At 44.2% G+C, this 20,713-nt stretch carries 17 protein-coding genes; 4 read left to right on the top strand and 13 right to left on the bottom strand.

The window, feature by feature from the left end:
• Nucleotides 1-88: 88 nt before the first annotated feature.
• From AACT52_RS26670 to AACT52_RS26640, 7 genes are all read right to left on the bottom strand, one after another.
• Complete coding sequence (locus AACT52_RS26670; RefSeq protein WP_073634046.1) at nt 89-1,138, bottom strand: hypothetical protein; 1,050 nt, start codon at nt 1,136-1,138, stop codon at nt 89-91.
• A gap of 24 nt (nt 1,139-1,162) precedes the next feature.
• The gene (locus AACT52_RS26665; protein ID WP_143172890.1) at nt 1,163-2,062 is read right to left on the bottom strand and encodes a hypothetical protein; all 900 of its coding nucleotides are present in this window, start codon (nt 2,060-2,062) and stop codon (nt 1,163-1,165) included.
• A gap of 80 nt (nt 2,063-2,142) precedes the next feature.
• Nucleotides 2,143-2,427 (bottom strand): hypothetical protein, encoded by a 285-nt coding sequence (locus tag AACT52_RS26660; protein WP_073634044.1) that lies wholly within the window; start codon nt 2,425-2,427, stop codon nt 2,143-2,145.
• A gap of 222 nt (nt 2,428-2,649) precedes the next feature.
• Nucleotides 2,650-5,397 (bottom strand): hypothetical protein, encoded by a 2,748-nt coding sequence (locus AACT52_RS26655; RefSeq protein WP_073634043.1) that lies wholly within the window; start codon nt 5,395-5,397, stop codon nt 2,650-2,652.
• Nucleotides 5,345-5,722 (bottom strand): hypothetical protein, encoded by a 378-nt coding sequence (locus AACT52_RS26650; RefSeq protein WP_073634042.1) that lies wholly within the window; start codon nt 5,720-5,722, stop codon nt 5,345-5,347. Before AACT52_RS26650 ends, AACT52_RS26655 begins: the two co-directional genes overlap by 53 nt.
• Nucleotides 5,723-5,736: 14 nt before the next feature.
• Nucleotides 5,737-6,294: a hypothetical protein gene (locus AACT52_RS26645; RefSeq protein ID WP_073634041.1), complete on the bottom strand. Its 558-nt coding sequence runs from the start codon at nt 6,292-6,294 to the stop codon at nt 5,737-5,739.
• 855 nt (nt 6,295-7,149) lie between these two features.
• On the bottom strand, nt 7,150-8,964 hold the full coding sequence (locus AACT52_RS26640; RefSeq protein ID WP_073634040.1) for a vanadium-dependent haloperoxidase: 1,815 nt from the start codon (nt 8,962-8,964) through the stop codon (nt 7,150-7,152).
• A gap of 628 nt (nt 8,965-9,592) precedes the next feature.
• Here AACT52_RS26640 and AACT52_RS26635 point away from each other — a divergent pair.
• Nucleotides 9,593-9,928, top strand: coding sequence for a DUF4870 domain-containing protein (locus AACT52_RS26635; RefSeq protein ID WP_073634039.1), 336 nt, complete (start codon nt 9,593-9,595; stop codon nt 9,926-9,928).
• A gap of 33 nt (nt 9,929-9,961) precedes the next feature.
• Here the strand turns inward: AACT52_RS26635 and AACT52_RS26630 are convergent, their stop codons facing one another.
• A complete protein-coding gene (locus AACT52_RS26630; protein ID WP_073634038.1) occupies nt 9,962-10,663 on the bottom strand; it encodes a Uma2 family endonuclease in 702 nt (233 codons plus the stop codon).
• A 472-nt stretch (nt 10,664-11,135) separates the two neighbouring features.
• Here AACT52_RS26630 and AACT52_RS26625 point away from each other — a divergent pair, with 472 nt between their 5' ends.
• From AACT52_RS26625 to AACT52_RS26615, 3 genes are all read left to right on the top strand, one after another.
• Nucleotides 11,136-12,722: an alkaline phosphatase D family protein gene (locus AACT52_RS26625; protein ID WP_073634037.1), complete on the top strand. Its 1,587-nt coding sequence runs from the start codon at nt 11,136-11,138 to the stop codon at nt 12,720-12,722.
• Between the two features lie 202 nt (nt 12,723-12,924).
• On the top strand, nt 12,925-14,475 hold the full coding sequence (locus AACT52_RS26620) for a GMC oxidoreductase (protein WP_073634036.1): 1,551 nt from the start codon (nt 12,925-12,927) through the stop codon (nt 14,473-14,475).
• 68 nt (nt 14,476-14,543) lie between these two features.
• Nucleotides 14,544-15,086, top strand: a complete 543-nt coding sequence (locus AACT52_RS26615; protein WP_073634035.1) for a nucleotidyltransferase family protein — start codon at nt 14,544-14,546, stop codon at nt 15,084-15,086.
• Nucleotides 15,087-15,622: 536 nt separating this feature from the next.
• Here the strand turns inward: AACT52_RS26615 and AACT52_RS26610 are convergent.
• The 5 genes from AACT52_RS26610 to AACT52_RS26590 form a co-directional block, all read right to left on the bottom strand.
• The gene (locus AACT52_RS26610; RefSeq protein WP_073634034.1) at nt 15,623-17,683 is read right to left on the bottom strand and encodes a ribonuclease catalytic domain-containing protein; all 2,061 of its coding nucleotides are present in this window, start codon (nt 17,681-17,683) and stop codon (nt 15,623-15,625) included.
• Between the two features lie 111 nt (nt 17,684-17,794).
• Nucleotides 17,795-18,010 (bottom strand): 30S ribosomal protein S18, encoded by a 216-nt coding sequence (rpsR, locus tag AACT52_RS26605; protein WP_041038502.1) that lies wholly within the window; start codon nt 18,008-18,010, stop codon nt 17,795-17,797.
• A gap of 2 nt (nt 18,011-18,012) precedes the next feature.
• Nucleotides 18,013-18,207 (bottom strand): 50S ribosomal protein L33, encoded by a 195-nt coding sequence (gene rpmG, locus AACT52_RS26600; protein ID WP_073634033.1) that lies wholly within the window; start codon nt 18,205-18,207, stop codon nt 18,013-18,015.
• A 40-nt stretch (nt 18,208-18,247) separates the two neighbouring features.
• A complete protein-coding gene (locus tag AACT52_RS26595) occupies nt 18,248-18,793 on the bottom strand; it encodes an RDD family protein (RefSeq protein WP_073634032.1) in 546 nt (181 codons plus the stop codon).
• Between the two features lie 368 nt (nt 18,794-19,161).
• Nucleotides 19,162-20,697 carry a hybrid sensor histidine kinase/response regulator gene (locus AACT52_RS26590; protein WP_073634031.1) on the bottom strand — a complete coding sequence of 512 codons (1,536 nt, stop codon included), beginning with the start codon at nt 20,695-20,697 and terminating at the stop codon, nt 19,162-19,164.
• Nucleotides 20,698-20,713: the final 16 nt, after the last annotated feature.

The following is a 20,713-nucleotide window of genomic DNA, read 5'->3' as shown; positions in this document are numbered from 1 at the left end:
GCGTCTCTACAGTTATGGCGCGTCTCTACAGTTATGGCGCGTCTCTACAGTTATGTACACAGCTGCCATAGTGCATCTCTACAGACATCTAAACTCTTTCCTGCACCCACACAGCAGTATTACTTATAGCATTAAAAACTGCAAATCCTCCAGCAGCAGCCAAACCTAAAGACATAATTGGTGCTAAAATTCCTAACAGAATCATAAACCACATTAAGTCTGGATCAGTATCAAGATTTTGCGCTGGACCATTTACAATCACAGCCGCTGATACTGCAGCAACAATATTAAAAGAAATCTTGGCAATACCAATAGCCAACAATCCAGTCAGCCAGGCAAAAATAGGTTTGCCAGCTACAGGTAGCAAAGACCCTCCAACAGCTAAAGGTCCTAAAGCTGCTATCAGTAGCATTGTCACTTCTATTAAATTTTGAAAAGCAGATTGTGAAGAAACTAAAATATTTTTGATAATAGTTTGGGTTGTAGAACCTAGCAAAGAGTTAAAAGCTAATTCCGCTGGATTACCACTAACACCCAGTATTTGGTTGACTTTGAGATCAAGTCTGTCTATCCAAGGTTGTCCACCGTAAGAAGCTCTGTATTGCCCTAAGAGAGTGTCAACTTTTTGCTTTGCTTGAATGAAACAATCAAGTTGTTGTTGACCAATGAGGGACTGACAGGGACGCAGTAAACCACCAACAACATCTTCAGCAATACTCATATTTAGTGCTTGCTGATAAGTTTGATTGACATCGGCTGCTTCTACAACTTGCTGATTGATTGTGTTGATAAAATCTCGTAATCCCAAAGTTAAATTAGATAGTACAGTGCCGTTGCCAGGATTGGCTAATAACAACACCACTACAAAGGGCCAAATCAAAGCAGATATGGGACGAGAATATTCATTATCAAGCACATCTCTTATCCACTGCGCCATGAAAAAAAGCAAAGTTCCTACGGCAAAGAAAATACCCAGCTTTGTAAGCGCTCCGTATAAATTAGTGTTAGTGTTAGTTTGCAACAAATCAATCCACTGTTTATCCCAGCCATCAGCAATGCTTTGTGCAGTCTGGACACCATTGGTTAAAACATCATTGGTGCCAATTTGAGCAAAAATATTGAAACCAGAAAGCCACATTTTTCTACCATTAATTTATCTTGATTACTGTCCTGGCTCTAGCACAGGAGGAGGACTATTTTCTGAGTTAGGAGGATTATTTTCCGAGTCAGGAGGGGGACTTTCCAAAGAAGGAGCGGCACTGCTTTTTCTAAACAAATCTGTTTGAGAAGTGACTCGCAAAAGTCGTGCGACTTCTGCCGCAGTCTCTACTCTTCTGGCACGGTTGGAATCTTCATTCTGCTGTGAAATATTTGCCAGATTCAAATTGGTATACTGCAAATCATTCTGTGATTGGATGCTTCTCCCTAGCATTTCTGCCATTAACTTGGATTGGTCTTTTTCAATTTCTATACTTTTAAGTTGTAATTCTACCAACCTTTGTGTTAGTGCTTGCCCACCTCCCAGAGGAGTGCTGTTACTAGTTGAGTCAACTATATTATTTATAAGTCCTTCTATTCCCGCGTTTTTCGCTTTCGCTTCTCGAAAAGATTCATCAGCCTTCCTGACAATATTCTGAGTCGCTTCTAACTTATTTTTTAAACGAATTTGCCCATCTGTGCCTAAAAGAGTCTCAGCAGAACCACGAATAATATAACGGTTAATTTCATTACTGAGTATCGAGCCATATATTGCCGGATTAGTTTCAAATTTATCTGAAGTAGAATATTGAACTATAGAATCGCGAATAGAGTCAGAAGCTGCAACAGGATTAGGAATGTTAAGCTCACCTGAATTATTTGTGATAGATAATTGTGCCTGTCCTTCAACAGGTTGGAAGGTCTTAGAACTATTGTTGTAGTCTGTAAGATAATTTCTCAAATTAGCCGAATAAGCTTCAAAATCATTCCTAACCTGTCCCAGATCTCCTATTTCCAACACTTCTGCGAATTGTGCTATGGCTGGCAAGGTTCCTAAAAATGCCACAGCAAAAAGAGAAGTCATGATGATTTGAGATTTGCCAAATTTACGCATAATATCACCTTCGGTTGATGACTTGCTATTTCCTCGGAACCCCACCCCGCCTACGGCACCCCTCCCCGCAAGCGGGGAGGGGACGTTGCCTCGTTCCCAGCCTCAGGCTGGGAATGCCTAGTGGGAGGCTCTGCCTCGCTTACTTGCGGCAGAGCCGCCCCCACCGCATTTCCAGGTAGAACCTGGAAACGAGATTTACGAGATTTTAGAAGGGTTTTGGCTTTTGCCTCGTTCCCAGCCTGACGCTGGGAATGCCTAGTGGGAGGCTCTGCCTCCCTTAACAGCGGCAGAGCCGCTTCAAGGGCATTTCCAGCTTCGACCTGGAAAAAAAACATCAATTTTTCTTTGGTATTCAAGACCGTCGTAGGGGCACGGCATTGCCGTGCCCCTACAATATGATGTTGATCAACCAATTTAAAACAGCCATAAATTTTCCTTTTTAGAATGAAACAGCCCTGCTGCTTGGTAAGGGGGAAAGGGGGATGGTGTCTTGGTATATTATTATCAATTTCTCTAAAATGATTGTGATAATTTTTTTGGAATTTTACCCCCTTACTTTAATGACCACGAATTGAGCCTATCAATTGACGTGCAAAATGAGCAACTGCCTCAAATTTATCGCCATATTCCTGCATTGCTTGATTTCGTGCAGCTTGTTCATCAGGGTTGTTCGCAACGACTGCTAACTGTTCATAACCTGGATAGTAACGGCAATAAGTAAAAACGCCGTTATCATCAAGTAGCCATTGGCTGTAGATATCTTCTTTACGCGGGAAAAAGCTTTCTGATGCGTTGCGAGCGATAATTTCGCGGGGATATTTCAAGATTTCCACGAAACTATCAACCGCAACCGGTTGAATGCGCCCGATTAATCTTGTTGATAAGTTTTGCAGAATCTTAGATGAGGCTCTGGATTTGGCAATGGTGTCGGGGTCTTGGGCTGATAAGATAACTCTTACCCCTGCTTTAGCTCCGTTCGCGCAAAGTCTACCCACCAAATCAGAAATTTGGTCGAATTCAAACAGAATTGGTGCTTCATCGATAAAGAATATCGAAGCTGGACTACTCAAAGCACGTCGCAGTGCTGCGGAATAGGCACTCAAGGACAGCAGTGCCGCATCTTCGCTATCTGATAAGTTTCTGAGTGCAAAAACCAAAAGTTGAGCGTCAGTCGGAAAGCTTGAAGGTGCAGACACAGCTTGTCCCACACGACTTTCCAGCCAGAAGCGCAAACGCAGATTTATAATTTCGAGTGCATCATCAATTCTGTCACCTGCGCTATACAAGTTCAGCTGCTCCCGCGAACAGAAGTGCAGAAAATCTCTTAAAGTCGGGGTTTTTTGCCACGCTTGGGTACCAAATCCTCCTTCTATAGCTGCTTTGTATCGCTTTTGAATCCCCTCGTCAGCAAAGAAGGCATTCAAAGCCAAGTTGACAACGGAACGCACGGTTTGCGTCAGCAGTTGATTGCCGCTTGAGGAACCGAGTACCATTGTCATCAAGGCAGACTCCAGAAATGCGACGTAATCTTGCAAGCGTTCCCGCTGTTCTTCTAGACTTAAAGAACGCAAGTCTGGCTGTTCAAATAAATTATTTGATTGTTTGGAGATATCAAAATAAGCTCCTTTATCCCCAACAAAAGCCGTATAGTCTGTGAAGGTAGACGTACCATCAGGTTTGGGGAAATCTAGCGCGACTACTGGCATATTATGTGCCAAAGCCTGCGTCAAAATTCCTGATACCAACACCGATTTACCAGCTCGAGTTGTGGCAAACAACGCGAGATTCTTATGCTGGTTAAATAAATCTAAATGTAATGGTGTTCCGCCTTCGTCAGCGATGAGTTCAAACCCTCTCTTGTCGCCTGCTCTGGTTGTCACCAAAGGAATCAATCCCCACACTTCATTTGTGAGATACAATTGACGACGGTTAAAGGGTTTGGCTAACAAAACGTCCCAAACAATTGGCAGAGTTTGCAACCAAATTTTCCAGGCATATTCAGTTTCTCTAATAACTTGTGCCGGACGTTGAAAACAGTTTTCTATATACCTGCATGCCTCGTCTAATTTTTCCAAGCTTTGACGATGCACCAAAATAGCAATTCCTGTATTAATCGGCAACGCACCTTCATAAATTTGTTCTTGCGCTGCGACAGATTTCCTCAATTTTAATTGGGCGGCAACATCAATCGTATTCCCTTTTTCTTGTGCTACCTTTGTTGTCACATTCGACTGCTTGAGAACCCGTTGTAACGTCGTTTTCACTATCGCCGGATTCGCCGCCGTCAACTGACAAAAAACTTCCGTATCCACAATTGCATCTCTGGCAAGAAGTTCCCACAAATAACGCAGTTGTGAGGTTTTATTCTGCCAACCTCCCGGTTTTTCTAGAAATGTCATCACGCCAACGTAGCGATTTTTCAAATTCACCCATTGACGATCAGCAACAGGTACGTTTGACTCCATCAACAATGTCGTGCTGTGGATATTTTCTAGCAGTAATTTGCAACTCGATAAATCTGAATAAATTTTTTCGTGCAGTCCTTTTTCATCGAAAACAAGTAACTGGGGAATCTCTATTGCTTCAGTCTTGTTAAATCGTCCCCAAACTTCTTGCCACAGTTCTGTAGCTGTCAATGCTTTGATATCCAAACCCCATTTGTTAGATAAAATTTGTTCCCAGCGCCGAAATCCCTCAGTATAAGCATTAGAAATAATAGTTTCTAGTCGCTGATTTTCCCTTTCTGCTGTTTCTCCCTTAAATTCATGCCACCAAGATTCTGCTTTTGCTAAGAATTTCTCAATCCAATCATCAGCCCCTTTCGCATCTGGTTCTACTGTATAAGTCACGTACACGCGCAGAAACTTCGGTTTACGGATACCAGCACGAGTCAGTTGTTGGATTCTAGCTCTCTCAGACGTGAGCAAATATTGTATGCTGGGCGATGCGGTTTTTTGTACAAGCGATGCGAGTTCCTGTTGGCGTTTTGTGTCTGAAGAAAAAGACCCCAAATGAAAAGTCACTCTCTCCTCGCCGGGAAGGTCTTTTAAACCAGATTCTATATTGTTACAAATTGTATCTATTTGCTCGCTTCTTAAAGTCGTATGAATGCCCTTGCAGTCAAATCCAAAAACAAAGCAAAACCTATCTCTTTGACTCCCTTTTGCCAAAATGTATGCACCAATATCCCTGCCATCAACTGCAACACGCAGCATAGTGGCAAGATTGAGAGCATCTTCAAAAGGTGTTAACCTATTTACTTGACCTGCGATGCCTACGCTTTGTTTTCCTATTTTGTCTTTCATACCGAAACTCTAAAAAGCTTTTATATCGAGCAGTGCCTCTTGTCCAGGTCGGAACACCCATAAATTTGCTCAAAAATCGCCAACTTCTGCCGCCACTTAATATCCACCAAGTTGCCATTCCCCAGCCAGCAATTAAAATTGTCCACAACCATTTCTGCCATTCATCGGCAAAGAAACTCCCAAAGAAACCATTCACAATGAAGTAGGACGTTAGGGCAATGATTGCCCAAGGAAAGATTTGGTCAGCAGGAATTGGTCCTAGGGAAGGTTTGGCTCCTAGAATTTGGTTGACGGGTCGAAATTCTTTGTCTCGGTCCTCAGCCATATGAATTCTCTGACTTAGCCAATAATAAAAGATGTCAACACATCAGCGATGGTAACAGCAATGACTACTAATAAGGGTGTTCTGGCGACGACTTGCCAATCTTCATCTTTACGAACCGCGTTAATAACGCCGATCAGGGCAACAGCGATATAGAGTAAGTAAAGCGCTCGTAAAACGTTAAACACCAAACTTATTGCGGCAGTAGAAGCAGTCCCTTGTTGCGAACCCTGAGTCAATGTGTTTTTGAAAAAGTTTTCTGCTTTGCCGAAAAATTGAGCTGCTGCTGGATCGCTAAAGTAGTCTAGCCAAAATAAACTGAGAATTGCTGATAATGCCAGAGTTTGCAATAATATCAGCCACTGTTTAGGTAAACCTATCTGTTGTCCTATTCGCCCAATAACTGCTACAGTTACGCTTCCCACAACCAAGCAAAATAGCAGAGCGGGACTTTTCCAACAAATCACTGTTAAGAAAACAGCACAAGTCAGCAAAAATGACACAGATGCCAACAAATCAGTGAACAGGTCTTTGGCTCGATACAGTGCTTCCCTAGATGTAAATTTCACAGGCATGGACTAACTTTCCTAACTTTCCTAAGTTCTTTTAAGAGAAACAACTTGCGCTCTTTCACTGCTATAACTCTTTAGATAATGTATCATTTAACTCCAGGAATACTTTTGCCTTGCCACAATTGACTCTTGCACCCTTGTTGCTGTATAATTTTATACAATCATTAAATATAGGACGAACCAATGGATAATATAACACACCTAAGAATAATTGTGTGTTGATGAATACGATTTTCGTTTCTCAATCTCACATGAAATAATAAACAAAATAAATATAGATATGTAGCAGAAACTAGGGAACGATTTTCATCAATCCACTTTTTATTTTATCAAAAATTACTCTTTTTGTTAAAAAAAATACAATATTACTGTTATTAATTCTTATATTACCTTGTCTTAACTTAAACGTTATACACTCATCTTTCTCTGTATTATACAAATTTTGCTTTAAGGGTTTTTGAGACAGAACTCGTATTTACAGCAATTACTTTTTAATTTTATAGGCGGGAAAATTTCAATTATTGCCTAGACTTATGTGGAAAAAGTTTAGGGCTTTTTTGTAGCTTGTTTGTCTCATAAGACAACTTTTTATAGCGCTTCTCGTTTTGATGCAGTAGGCTTTGATCCCACCCCAATGAGTCGCTTGCGCCAAAGTTGACCTAAGCGCCTGCGCTTAGGGGTTAGGGGTGGGGACTGCCGCGAACCGTTCAAATGAATCTTCCAACATTGATTTTTCCAAACGATTGTACAGCTACAATCACTACTTTCTCAAAGCTTGATTATAATAAATACGGTAATTTTGTTAAATTACCGTATTTTACAGGCATAGCGATCGCCCTTTTCTGGATTGCCTACAAGTTAAACAGTGATTTTTGTACCATCAAACTTGGTAAACGTAAAGCCATTGAATTTTTCGTTGAACCCTAGCCTTTCGTCTCTAAGGATACTGATGGCAACCTCTTCTCCCAAAGCCAAGGCAGCTGAACCATCCGAACGCCAATGGATACCGCCAAAGCTGCGACCAATAGCATAGTTAGTTGCTAGCTTGTTCAACTCACCACCTACTGTCAATGATGGTCCGCTGTAGGGAATCACTTTCGTGGGGTCATTGGGATCAGGGACTACAGGATTGGGGATAACAAAATCCTCGTCATAGAACGCTTTCAACAGTGTAACTGAAACACCAGCAGTAGCGGCTGCACCACCAGTGTAGGAGGAATGAGTCGGTGCCCCTTCTGGGTATGCCTGGGGCAACAAATAATTGCCAAAGGTGCTAAATATCTGAGCTAAAGCTGTGGAATTTAAAACCTCAGAATTAATCGGATATTGAGTTTTATTGACAAGGTTGTTGTGGACAAGCCCACCATATGCTTCCGGTCGTAGGATGCGGTGTACATAATACTTTTGCCAGTAGGAGGCTCTGATTACCCGTGAGGGAGCCAACAGGAGTAAGGCTTGAAAATGCGCTGCTGCAAATGTAGCGGCAGAACCTTGTTGGGTCTTTGAGTTGACATAGGGATTGGTTGGACTCAAGGGTGCATTAATACCACCTAAAATCTGTAAGGCTCCATAGTATGCAGCCCCACCAATATGTGCATACTCACCGACATCCCGAACAGTGGATATGTAACGGCGTTTCGGGTCGTACTGAAGGGACTTGCCAGAACTGCCTCCATTCTGGACTGTTAACCATTCGTCGTAATTAGTGAGGAAATCGTTGCCAGCCAGAGCAGTACGAATCAGAGGCGAAATAAATTGCGTGTTTAAAGGAATATCCAGCAACAGAAACTGTGAAATGTAGGGACCATCTAATACCCCAGGTGGAATCACGTATTGTGCCCTGCCTGAGGGGTCATTCTTATCGGCATAGTTAACGCTGCCACGAAACAAGGTTCCAGGGGTGACACGACCATTCTGTTTTGGTCCATTAAATGCCGAAAGCTTATTAAGGTCTTCGACAGCTGCTAAGACTTTCGGATCGTCAGTGTTGTCCTGAAACTTGTCTAAAGGTACATCGCGTAGTAAAGCTTGCCAGTAGAGTTCAACTGCCTCAGCAGCCCGTTCCGAACTAGCTAGAGCTGGTGGTGCTGGAACCGCTATCTGAGCTGCGTTGATTCCTTCGAGACTGATTGCCAGTGGTCCTTGAGGATTAACTAGCTTCCTTGCGCCACCCAAGATAATATTTTCATAGTCATCAGGGTTCTGCGTTGTCAGTGCTTTTGTCAAAGAATTGTATGCTTCCAGCTTGACTTCGCCTCGCTCGTCGTGCGGTAATCCCCTGCTGTCAGAGCCGATTTTGTTAGGGTAGCGTTCCTCATCGCCGTTCGTTGGATGCGCCGGAACGCCGAAGTCCTGTTCAAGTTTCGCTGCTTGGACACGCACTTGATAGGCTTTTTGGCTAAACTGAGCGTAGTTGAACCGTGTGACACGGGCAGTTTCCTGTGCCTGAACAATGGCTTTCGTCTTGGAAGAGATTAGAGGAGACATCACCCCCGCAACAACGCCAGTGGCGGTTAACAAACTAGCGCGACCGAGAAATGAGCGTCTACCGAAGCCATCTATGAATGAACGCTTACGAGTTCCATCAGCAGTACCAGTTTTGGGATTTGTGATTTTGCTTTGGGCTTGTGTATCTCTTTGAGAAGCTTGATGAGCATTGGGATCGGATTGCATTTCTCTTTTCTCCACACCTAGAAAGTGAAATATGAAATTGTGCTACAGGAAGGTCAATGCCTGTAGACATGCAGTGCTACTATTTAAAGTCCGATTGCACGAGTATTATGCTGATAATGAAGCATTATCAACAGCTGACTCGTTTGTAGTCTGGGTTCAAATACTGCAAGGAAGCTGCAAACAATTCTTGGCTATGCCTTAAGCAAGCCACTACTGAAAAGGTGCAAAGAAGGCACCTATGCACAAACTGGATAGGCATCAATTAAATTGATGCTTCAGTATCTACTCAAAATCGCTAGGTTAACCGTATTTTTACTACTGAATTACAATTTTGCATAAATAGCCGTGAAAAGCAAGAGAAAGTCAACGACTTCTAGTTAAGTGCAAACCCCATGCCTAGAAGGCAGGGGCTTGCAGTTAACTCTAGTTGACCAGTTCAAGTGAAACGATTTACAAAATTTCCCGGTAAGTCTGAAAGCCTTTGAGCATCACTCAGACGAGTGTAGTTTTTGTAGGGTGAACAAGATGCCCACCCTAATCTATAAGACAGCAGAGGACATGTGTCGCACAAGAAAATTAGAATTGAGTTATCGTGACTAATCACGTCTACATAATAGGGGGCTATGGTATGCAACAGGTTACCCAACGCAGGCTTTTATCAGCGTTATGTCACGGAGCAATCTTTTTTAGCTCGACAATTGTGTCTATTGGCATACCCATTGCAATTATGTTGACTACCAACGACTCAGTTGTCAAAGCAAATGCCAAAGAATCGCTTAATTTCCACATAAATCTTTACATCTATGCAATTGTATTTGCATTGCTGATTCTTGTAGCGATTGGTATTCCACTACTGGCTGTATTGGCAATTGTGAGTTTTATAATGCCAGTTCTTGCGATTCTTCACGTTCTTGATGATCCTAACGTGCCCTACCGCTACCCGTTTATTTTCCGCGTCGTGTAGTGGAGAAGCTAAAAAACGTAATTTTTCTTTTGATTATTGTGGTAATTCCCCAAATTGTTCTCGATAACGAGCTAGCATCGATTCGAGTTGGGTAACACGTTGGCGTTCTTGTTCTGCTTGTTTCTCTGCTTCCTGGCGTTTGAGTGTTTCCTCTCTGAGCGCCTCAACTAACTCATCAGGAACTAACAATTTCTGCCCATTATCTAAGCGGTAAAAGCCAATCAATTTTTCTTCCACTGCTAAACGTAGTTGCAAGGGTTCGCTTTGATTATCGGTGATGGGTACATAACTATCTCCCCGCAATCGATACCCCTGCAACTTCTGTTCAATCCACTCTCCCTTGGGGTCAAATAACCAATATTCTTGTACTTCTAATGCTTCGTACAGGTTTTTCTTGGTGTTTTTGTCCTCGTCCTGAGTACTTTTTGATGTCATTTCAAAAATGACCTTTGGGACTTGTTTTTCTTCCCAAATTTTGTAGTTGTCTCGTCCTCCTGGTTCTACGTCATAAATAATCATTACATCAGGAGCAACGCGCAATTTTGGAAAACCTTCAGCATAATACAAAAATTGGTTTGCTAAAACTGTAGCTCGACTACCAAGTAGGTATTGTCTGAGGACTTCTAGAGTGGTTAATATGGCGTAGAGATGGTCGTATGTTTCTGCCACAGGCTCTCCATCGCTGCTCGAGTAAACAATTCCAGATTTGGAGGGGGTAGGGACAACAGCGGTCATGGTTGCACTTCCTCAGTGTTATTTTCCTATTTTATTTAGTTTTTTTATAATTTTTTTAGCAAACTAAGTGCGAGCAGATGGTGTGAGGAACGTACCTGTCGCACTAGAAGTTCTATGGGAAAACTTGATTAAGCCTATATTAACTATACCTTTGCTAAGAATTAATGTCTGAATGGTAAGTTAAACGGGAGCAAAGCAACAGTTGACACCTTGGATGTGGCAGGAAAATCTGGTGGTTTCCGTGTTTAGGATTGCAGTATAAATGTAACCTTTACAACTATAACAAAGTAGCTCGGCTGTAGTATTGAATCGCAAGGTTTGGTTATTTATATAACACTAGGTGGTTTAAGTCTAAGTTGGGCTGTTAGGGTATTGGTTATGGAGTTTGCGCTCTTATCACTTTGCCTTCCTTGGATCGCCTGTTTCTCTGCTTTCATTTGCTTTCATTCGTCAGCAAGTCAGGGGGAGAACAATGGTAGACTACCAGAATTTTGAGAGGTTTCTGTACAGTCGAATCAAGCGACGCAACCTGATCATTGGGGCAGGAGCATTGGCTGGTTTTGCGATCGCCAGCCAATTCCAGCAACGAGCAGTTGCCCAAGTCCCATTTTCTAGTTATCCTTTTACCCTCGGTGTGGCATCGGGTGATCCCTATCCAACCAGCGTGGTGCTTTGGACTCGTCTGGCTCCCAATCCCTTACAAGGCGGTGGCGTACCACCTGTTAATGTGCCAATTCGCTGGGAAGTGGCAACTGATCCCAACTTGAACAATATAGTAGCAAAAGGCACAGAAATTGCGATTCCAGAACTGGCTCACTCAGTTAGAGTTGTTGTAAATGGGCTAAAGCCCGACACGTGGTACTGGTATCGTTTCACGTCAGGTACGGAAGAAAGCCCGATTGGTCGGACTCGTACGGCTCCTCAACTAGGTAGCAACGTGAGTAAATTTGGGTTTGCATTTGTCTCCTGCCAGCACTATGAGCAGGGGTATTTTACGGCATACAAATACTTGGCGCAGGAAGATATCAGCCTGGTGGTGCATACAGGCGACTATATCTATGAGGGAGGAATCGCGGCAAATGGTGTCAGACAGCACAATAGCCCTGAAATTGTAACTCTGGAGGATTATCGCAACCGTCACGCCCTCTATAAAACTGATCCCAATCTGCAAGCAACTCATGCGGCGTTCCCTTGGATTGTCACCTGGGATGACCACGAGGTGGAAAACAACTACGCCAATGCTATCTCAGAAGTTGATAATGAACCGGATCAAGACCCCCAAGTCTTCCTACAACGGCGAGCCGCTGCTTATCAAGCTTACTATGAGCATATGCCGCTCCGACCCTTCTCCAAGCCTGAAGGACCGGATATGCAACTTTTCCGTCGGCTTTCCTTCGGGAACTTGGCAACCTTCCATGTGCTAGATACGCGCCAGTATCGCACGGATCAGCCTTGTGGAGATGGTACCAAGGAACGTTGCCCAGAGAATTTTGACCCAGAGGCAACGATTACTGGTAAGCGTCAGGAAGAATGGCTATACCAAGGTTTAGACCGCTCAAAGGCTCGTTGGAACATTGTGGCACAGCAGGTTATCGTTGCTCAGAGAGACTTGACACCTGGGGAAGGCGCAACTTTCAGTATGGATAAGTGGGATGGGTATTTGGCTTCGCGCGATCGCCTGATGCATTTCCTGGAACAACGCAAACCATCTAATCCAGTCGTCTTGACAGGCGATGTGCATTCCAACTGGGCAATGGATCTCAAGGCTGACTTTAATAAACCAGAATCCGCTACAGTTGGGAGTGAGTTCGTTTGTACCTCGATTACCTCAGGTGGAAATGGGGCAGACTCAAGTCCCACAGTTGAAGCCTACTTGCCGGACAACCCACACATTAAGTTTTACAACGGTCAACGCGGATATGTCCGCTGTGTGCTGACTCCGGCAAGTTGGCAAACAGACTATTTAGTCTTGTCAGACGTGACAACCCAATCTGGCACAATCAGCAACCGTGCTTCATTTGTGGTTGAAAACGGTCGTCCGGGAATACAGAAAGTCTAGAAGAATTGCTGCTTTTTGTTGTAATAAAGCCGGTATCACATCTCGAAGGGATGCGATACCGGCTTTCTTTGTTCCATAATTTTGGCAAATTGGCAACCTATTTATTGCAACTGGTGCGATATCTAAATATACCGAATTTGAATAGGTAATCTAAGCTTCAACCTATAAAAAATTTATTTTTGAAAATCACAGGAGATTAAGTATGTCCCCGGTGCTGAAGCGTCGTCAATTTCTTCAGGGTTCGCTTGCGGCTGCGGCGAGCGTAGGTGTATCTGCCGTTCGTGCTTCCGCTGTTCGTAGTAAGGAAAATTATGTTGAGGCAATAGTTATCGGTAGCGGTTTTGGTGGAGCAGTCGCATCACTGCGCCTTGGTCAGGCAGGAATTGAGACAATCGTATTGGAGCGAGGGCGACGATGGCAAATTACCGACGCTGGTGACACTTTCAGCACATACCAACAACCAGATGGTCGCTCTACCTGGCTTAGCCCTACTACGGTTGTATTTAACAAGGTTCCCATTGACATCTATACTGGTGTCCTTGATGTCAAGATAGGCGATGGCATCATTGCCTATCGGGGAGCAGGCGTCGGGGGAGGTTCTCTTGTCTACAACGCTGTTACCTATCAGCCGACACGAGAACTGTTCTACCAAGTCTTCCCACGCACCATTAACTACGAAGAACTCGATTCTGTCTATTACCCACGGGTACGTTCTATCCTCAACCCTTCTCCAATCCCAGACGACATCCTACAAACGAACTACTACTTGTCAAGCCGCATCTTCTTGGAGCAAGCAGCAAAGGCAGGTCTAAAAGCCCGCAAGCTTGACATAGCTGTTGATTGGGACATCGTGCGTCAGGAAATCGCTGGTCAGAAGGTTCCTTCCGCTATCACAGGTCAAGTGTATTACGGTATTAACAGTGGTGCTAAAAACAGCCTAGACCGCAACTACCTGAGCATGGCAGAGGCGACTGGAAAAGTCGAAATCCGACCCCTACATGTGGTCACTTCAATAGAGGAATGCGATAAAGAGCGTTTCCGAATTACTTGCCATCAAATCAACGAGCAAGGAGAAGTGCTTGCCCAAAAGTCCTTTGTTTGTCGCTATCTGTTTTTGGCAGCTGGTTCGATTGGAACCACTGAATTGTTGCTGCGTGCCAAGGCAAATGGCACATTGCGCCGTCTGAACAATCAGGTAGGGAAATTTTGGGGGACTAATGGCGATGTAGTGAGCGCTGTCATCACCAATGGTCCGACGAATCCTACACAGGGTGGTCCCGCAGCGACAGTCATTGAGCATTTCGACAATCCAATTGCCCCAGTGGTGAGCGAGCAACTTCCCTTTCCCATTGTGCCGGAAGGTATCATTAGTTCTATTGGTCAAGCAATTGCCAAGCCAGAGGGCTATCTCACCTACAACGCCTCTACCCAGTCAGCTGATTTGTTCTGGCCCAGCGACTCAGCCAACAATCAGAAAAATGCTCAGGCTCTCCAGTATACCTACCAACTGCTCAATCAAGCCAATGGTACAACTTTGGCTCAACCGCTTGACTTTAGTGCCACAGCTCACCCCCTTGGCGGTGCAACAATTGGGCAAGTATGCAACACCTACGGGCAGGTTTACGGCTATCGTAACTTGTTTGTTGTTGATGGTTCGTTCATCCCAGGCTCGACAGCCTGCACTAACCCCTCGTTCACTATTGCTGCTTTGGCGGAACGGAGCATGGAGCGCTTTCTCAACCGGAGTGCTTAACATCAAAAAATATAAGTTTCAAAAGCTCGTAGCGGCGAAGTTTCGAGTTTTGAGTTATTTTGTAGTTTATGAATACTGCCACTCGCCTACAAATACTCTTAGCCGATTCCCCTATTGGCAATGTATTACCTGCGATCGCTCAAATTAACCTTCCTTATTGGTGGTTAGCAGGTGGTGCGGTAAGAAATACTGTTTGGAGAAAGCTTTTTGGCGATGACTGTCAATTAATCATCAAAGATTTTGACATTGCATTTTTTGATGCCGAGGGAGACCGTTCCCAAGAATTAGCAGCCAAGTCCACCCTCACAGAACAATTTCCTGATTACCTATTTGATGTCAAAAATCAAGCGAGTTTTGCTCGTTGGCGTTCTGGTCGCAGAACATACACTAGCACAGAGGATGGCATCACAAACTGGTTGCACACCGCTACTGCTGTGGGTGTGAGGCAAGATGCACAAGGGCAATGGCAATTTTTCACCCCCTATGGCTTGGATGATTTATTTGCTGGCATTATTCGACCGACACCAGCACATACCAATAACCCAGATGCAGAACGCAAGGCGGCTGAGTTCTTGCAAAAATGTCCTTGCTTACAGCGCTTATTCTTATGATTAGACCACAAATCGTAGGGTGGGCATTGCCCGTAAAAACCCGGTGTACATTTGAGATATTGGTGAGCAATGCCCACCTTACAGAAAACCAGTGTAACGCTGGCATAAGTCAATACGCTTGGTGATAAGGCAAGATCCCCCTTAACCCCCCACCAATTCAAAAAATGTTTGCGACAGATAACCCCACCCGCCCTATCGGGCACCCTCCCCGATGCCTTGGTCCGGGTTGGGGAGGGGTCTTATCCATGTGTTGCATTCTTTTTTCAAATTGGTATTACTTATAAAGGGGGGGAATGTAGCCCCCTTTTTAAGGGGGTTGGGGGATCTTTAAGGATTAAGACCACTAACACCAACCGTATTGTGGCATAAGTGGTTTTTGTTGATGCAAGCGTTAGCAACTTAGGAAAAAACTATCTATCCCGCAAGCGGCGTCACCCAGACAATGTAAAGACGCGCCATGACGCGTCTCTACACATCCTCAAGTTTCAGTAAAAATCTTAACTCAACCGTATTATGTTATACTTATAGAAAGCAGCTTAATTCGCTGCAGGTTGCGCTTCTTGATAAATGATTTCCTGAAACTGAATCACATCTTTATGTGGATCGGCGTGAAAGACTTTAACTAACAGCTGTTCGCCCAACTTCACAGAACGTTTAAATAACATTGGCAACTGCAAGCCCAAATCTTCTAGCAAAATCAGAGCCAAGCCACTGTCTTCTCTCAACCACATCAGCACTGTTGCTTCCCAAATTTCCTCAGGATGACGGCGCAGATACTCTAAAGCCCAATATCTATTCGTTTGCCGTTCTACCATCGTCACCTCTTGGGTGATTGAAGAGACGGTCATCATGACTTCTTTCAATTGTTCTGCGGAAAAGGGCAGATTTTCACCGCGCAGGTGAGCTTTAAGTTGAAAGTGAGTGAGCAAATCACTATAGCGACGGATGGGGGAAGTGGCTTGGGTGTAAGTCTCTAAACCTAAACCAGCATGACGCACGGGGGTAATGCTCATTTCGCTCTTGGGCATACAACGCCGCATAGCACAGGCGCGGACGAATCCTGCTGGCAGCTGTAATAATTCCTGCTCAGGAGGTAATTCCGGCTGTGGCTGACCGCGAAAGGGTAACGGAATGTTATGCTTTTGACCATAACGAGCAGCAACTTCACCGGCAACAATCATCATTTCGGCTACCAATTGCCGTGCTGTGGAGTCTTCTAAGATTTCAATACTAATATCATCGCCTTTGACTTTGATCATTGCCTCCGGCATGTTGATACTGATTGCTCCTTGGGCATACCGCCAACTTTTCCGTCTTCGTGCCCAATTGGCGATCGCCGCAATTTCTGATTCCGCCTGTACGCCCAAATCCAACATTTCATCGACATCTTCGTAGGTTAGGCGATAAGTCGGTTTAATAAAACTTGGATGAATGCTATAATCTTCTACTGCCCCAGTGTCATCTAAAACAATCCCAAAACTCAGGGCACAACATACCTTTCCCTGCACCAGACTCATTGGTCCTGTTGCTAGAACCTCAGGGAACATAGGAACCATGCCTGTGGGCAAATAAACTGTACTGCCTCGCTTTCTCGCGTCTAAATCTAACTCATCTTCTGGCATCAACCAACGCGTAGGATCAGCAATATGCACCCACAACCGCTCTGTGCCATCGGGAAGTAATTCCCAACTTAGACCATCATCTATCTCGGTAGTACTTTCATCATCGATTGTATACACCTTCAGATGGGTCAGATCCAAGCGGTTGACATCTTGATCGGGCGGATGTGATTCCAATCGCTGTTGCGCCACTTCTAATACCTTGCTAGCAAATTGTACGGGAATTGACGAACGACGCACAAATAAGTTCTCATGCGGACTCCACCACCCCAAGTCTACTAACAATTGAAAGGATCCTTGGGGGGTTGCGGGGCGTCCCAGCATATTCATCGTTTCCAAGACTAACGCTGGGGGAGGATAGGCGCGAGCGAGAGAGTCATAGTTTAACCCCACACGTATAATATCAGCAAGTAGCGCCGCATATTTTTCCAGGGCTTCCAAGCGGTGGCGGTCGTGGCGTTGCCACTCTACTGGTTCACCCCTGAGCGCTTGTTCTACTCTAGCGAGAAATTCTTGCTGTCCCTTAGCTTTTAGCGCCTCTATCTCAAGCTGGTGTTTGCGTTCCGCTACTTGAGATGCACTCCGTGGCTCGTAAGCCTCTCCCTTCTGCTTAAAGTAAATTTTATCGTCTGATAACAAGTAATACGCTGCGTAGCGATGAGGTGCTTCTGATTCTGAAAACAGGAGATTTGCCATTTCGGCTGGCGTCACTGTTTCCCCGCCTTCTACCAGTAATTCCCAAGCCACCTCTAAACTGGAGGGATCTAAATAAGGCTTTACCTCCTCCAGAAACTCCGGGATCTGCGAAGGCTTGTAGGCTTCCCCGGTCACTGCGTAGCTGATTTGCCGAGGTGCGAGACTGTGGGCTTGACCCCGTTCATCTACCACAAACATACGCGCTTTGCCGTCTGGACGGTCTACTACACCCAAACGGCGATCGCTACCAACTCGAAATTCAACTAGCGTCCCCTTCTCCACAAGCCTTGCAATTATTGATAGAGTTTTGAATTTTGATTTTTGATTTCGCTGTTGAGTTACGAGTTAGGAGTAAATAACTCATCACTCTTAACTCATCACTCTTAACTATTATTAGCCTTCGGCATTGATAAACGGCAACAAAGCCACAAGGCGAGCGCGTTTAATTGCTAATGTCAAATCTCGCTGTTGCTGAGATGTCAGCCCAGTAATGCGCCGAGGTAGTATCTTACCCCGCTCGGTGACAAACTTACGCAACAAATCTACATCTTTGTAATCAATTGGTTCTCCCGGCTTAATCGGGGATAGACGACGACGGTAGTAGCTCATTGTTACTTAATTTCCTTGTGAACGGTATGTTTGTTGCAGTGAGGGCAGAACTTTTTCAGTTCTAGTCTGTTGGTTGTGTTCCGACGATTCTTCGTACTTGTATAACGCGAAACACCGGGAGAGCGCTTGTCTACGTTAGTCCGACACTCAGTACACTCCAGTGTCACTATTATGCGGACACCTTTACTCTTAGCCATAATCTTACAAAAATCGGATGAAGAGAATTAACACAAATACCTATTGTCTCATATTACTGCGTGCTTTTTCAACTAATTTTTTAATTTTAATGTCTAGCGAATAGCCACGACGCGACGAAACGACCATAGTCTTGACGTAGCGGTCATGCAAAGCTTGCCGCAGTTGGGTATCAGAGAAAGCTGCACCACAGTCAATTGCTAAGGGAATCAATAGCAGTATAGCAGTGGGATTACGTATGATGTTACTCAGGGCGATGGAAACGAGAAGCGCACCAAGCCCAATTATTCCTTCTCGCTTCAAAAGAGATTGCAAATCAGGAAGTTTGCCCGCCTCGACTTCCAGCACCTTGATATCAACAGCATAACGCCCTAAACTCTGCCCTTGATTGTTATAAGGCACAATGACCCGCAAAATCACCCAAAAAATTGCGAAGACCAGTATCTGAACAACTTGGACACCGACTTGGGAACTTCCCAATAGGGAACTCACTATCCAGACACAAAGGAAATCAATCCCTAATGCCATGCCTCTTCGCCCAAAGTCAACTTTGGGATAGTGTTTTGGGGTAACTCGTTCAATCGACATAATAAAATACGTATTTTTTATATAGAATTTGGAAGCTAGTTTTGTTTTCCCTCTACCTTAATTTAAATTGAATTGGGGATTGGGGATTAGGGATTGGGGATTAGGGATTAGGGATTAGGGATTATTATGGACGGGGATTCAAACCCCCCCAAATCCTGTAAGGGACTTCCAAATAAAAAAGTATCCAAAAATCTCTTGTGGAACGGGCGTCTCGCCTGTTCAGATCGAGGGCGGGCTTTCCTGCCCACCCCACAAAATGGATAATTTATTTCTTGGAAATCCCTAAGAACATTTTCCCAGTCCCCAGTCCCCAGTCCCCAATCCCCAGTCCCCGTGAATAAGAACAAAGCAGTTGATTTCTGTAAATTTTAGTAACTTTCAACAAGTTCCAAAGACTGCGCATCGTGATGATTCAAGGGGAGTTTCACTGTAAATGTTGTCCCTACTCCCACTTGGCTTTGTAAGTAGATCTGACCTTGATGCAGATCCACACACTTTTTGACTATCGACAGCCCTAGTCCCGTTCCTGGAATACCACCCACATTGCTAGCGCGATGGAAAGTTTCAAACAAACGTTGTTGGTCTTTCAATGGAATACCAATCCCAGAATCTTGGATTTGGAAAGTGGCGGTATCATCTTGACAGAGGACGTTAAATCGAATATTGCCGCCTTGAGGAGAATACTTGATGGCATTGGAAAGTAAGTTAGTCAAAATGTAACGCAGCAGGTTTTCATCCACTTCAACTGAGGTCTGTTCCCCTTGAAAGCTAAAGATAATTTGATGTTTACCACTAGCAGCCAGTTGCAAAGTTTGTGTGAGTTCGCTGCAGAAATCTTCTAAATCTAGCGGTGTCGGTTCATATTGTAGTTTGCCTGCATCACTTCTACCTAAAAATAAAATTTCATCTAATAATTGCAGCATCTGACGAATGGCAGTTTGAATTTTGCCAAAGTATTGACTTTTTTGCTGGTCACTCAGCTGGTGGTTGTATAATTCCAGGAGTTCTACTGCTGTCCGAATCACAGTCATCGGATTACGGAACTCATGAGAAACCATCGAAACAAAGTTAGATTTCATTTCGTTGAGTTCTCGTTCCTGTACCCATGCGTTGACAAGTTCTGCTTCAGCGCGTTTGCTCTCGCTAATATCCCGACCTTCGACAATCAGCAGCACCACTTTCCCGGTTTCGTCTTTTAATGGTTTGAGAGAAAAGTCAATCCACACCATCATATTGTTTGCGCTGTGTACCTGTAATTCATGGCGGACAAATTCACCATCAGCAGCTTTGGCAATAAGACTTTTCAACCACTCCTGATTTGTAGAAGAGAAATTCCAGCTTTCAAGTTCCCAAAACGGTTTGCCAACACAATCTTGTTGTTCACCACCACATAAGTTAAGGGCAGTTTGATTAATTTCTAGAATCATTCCCTCAGGAGTTAACAGCGCCATCGATTGGAATGTCTGTTCAAAAATTGCCCGTAATCGATGCTCACTTTCTCTGAGTTGCTTAAGAATTTGTCCCCGCTCAATAGCATAGCGAATAGCACGCCGTAGTAAGTTGGGCGTGATTTGTCCCTTGACCAGATAATCCTGTGCCTTTTTTGCCACTGCTTGTAAGGCAATTTCTTCATCCTCACACCTTGTCAATACCACAATCGGGATATTCGGTGCTGCTGCGTAAAATTCTGCTAGGGTGTTCAATCCTTTAGAATCAGGCAGAGAAAGGTCTAATAAAACTATGTCAAAGGTACTTTTGCTACAACTATCGATTGCGTCACTTAGCCGTTCAAAATGTACCACCTGCCATCTTTCCCCGCCTAAGTGCCAAAGTGTTTGCTGTAGCAATTTGGCATCACTGGCACTATCTTCTACTAAAAGAATATTAATTGATGCCGTGTCCATAAAAGAAATTTATTTT

It is taken from the genome of Scytonema sp. HK-05, assembly GCF_963872035.1.
Classification (GTDB): domain Bacteria; phylum Cyanobacteriota; class Cyanobacteriia; order Cyanobacteriales; family Nostocaceae; genus Kalymmatonema.
The sequence above is the reverse complement of the archived record's forward strand: the minus strand, read 5'-3'. Positions and strand labels throughout refer to the sequence as shown.

Coding starts and splice junctions, on each gene's coding strand:
- AACT52_RS26670 (WP_073634046.1), bottom strand. CDS start 1,138: ATGTGGCTTTCTGGTTTCAATATTTTTGCTCAAATTGGCACCAATGAT.
- AACT52_RS26665 (WP_143172890.1), bottom strand. CDS start 2,062: ATGACTTCTCTTTTTGCTGTGGCATTTTTAGGAACCTTGCCAGCCATA.
- AACT52_RS26660 (WP_073634044.1), bottom strand. CDS start 2,427: ATGTTTTTTTTCCAGGTCGAAGCTGGAAATGCCCTTGAAGCGGCTCTG.
- AACT52_RS26655 (WP_073634043.1), bottom strand. CDS start 5,397: ATGAAAGACAAAATAGGAAAACAAAGCGTAGGCATCGCAGGTCAAGTA.
- AACT52_RS26650 (WP_073634042.1), bottom strand. CDS start 5,722: ATGGCTGAGGACCGAGACAAAGAATTTCGACCCGTCAACCAAATTCTA.
- AACT52_RS26645 (WP_073634041.1), bottom strand. CDS start 6,294: ATGCCTGTGAAATTTACATCTAGGGAAGCACTGTATCGAGCCAAAGAC.
- AACT52_RS26640 (WP_073634040.1), bottom strand. CDS start 8,964: ATGCAATCCGATCCCAATGCTCATCAAGCTTCTCAAAGAGATACACAA.
- AACT52_RS26635 (WP_073634039.1), top strand. CDS start 9,593: ATGCAACAGGTTACCCAACGCAGGCTTTTATCAGCGTTATGTCACGGA.
- AACT52_RS26630 (WP_073634038.1), bottom strand. CDS start 10,663: ATGACCGCTGTTGTCCCTACCCCCTCCAAATCTGGAATTGTTTACTCG.
- AACT52_RS26625 (WP_073634037.1), top strand. CDS start 11,136: ATGGTAGACTACCAGAATTTTGAGAGGTTTCTGTACAGTCGAATCAAG.
- AACT52_RS26620 (WP_073634036.1), top strand. CDS start 12,925: ATGTCCCCGGTGCTGAAGCGTCGTCAATTTCTTCAGGGTTCGCTTGCG.
- AACT52_RS26615 (WP_073634035.1), top strand. CDS start 14,544: ATGAATACTGCCACTCGCCTACAAATACTCTTAGCCGATTCCCCTATT.
- rpsR (WP_041038502.1), bottom strand. CDS start 18,010: ATGAGCTACTACCGTCGTCGTCTATCCCCGATTAAGCCGGGAGAACCA.
- rpmG (WP_073634033.1), bottom strand. CDS start 18,207: ATGGCTAAGAGTAAAGGTGTCCGCATAATAGTGACACTGGAGTGTACT.
- AACT52_RS26595 (WP_073634032.1), bottom strand. CDS start 18,793: ATGTCGATTGAACGAGTTACCCCAAAACACTATCCCAAAGTTGACTTT.
- AACT52_RS26590 (WP_073634031.1), bottom strand. CDS start 20,697: ATGGACACGGCATCAATTAATATTCTTTTAGTAGAAGATAGTGCCAGT.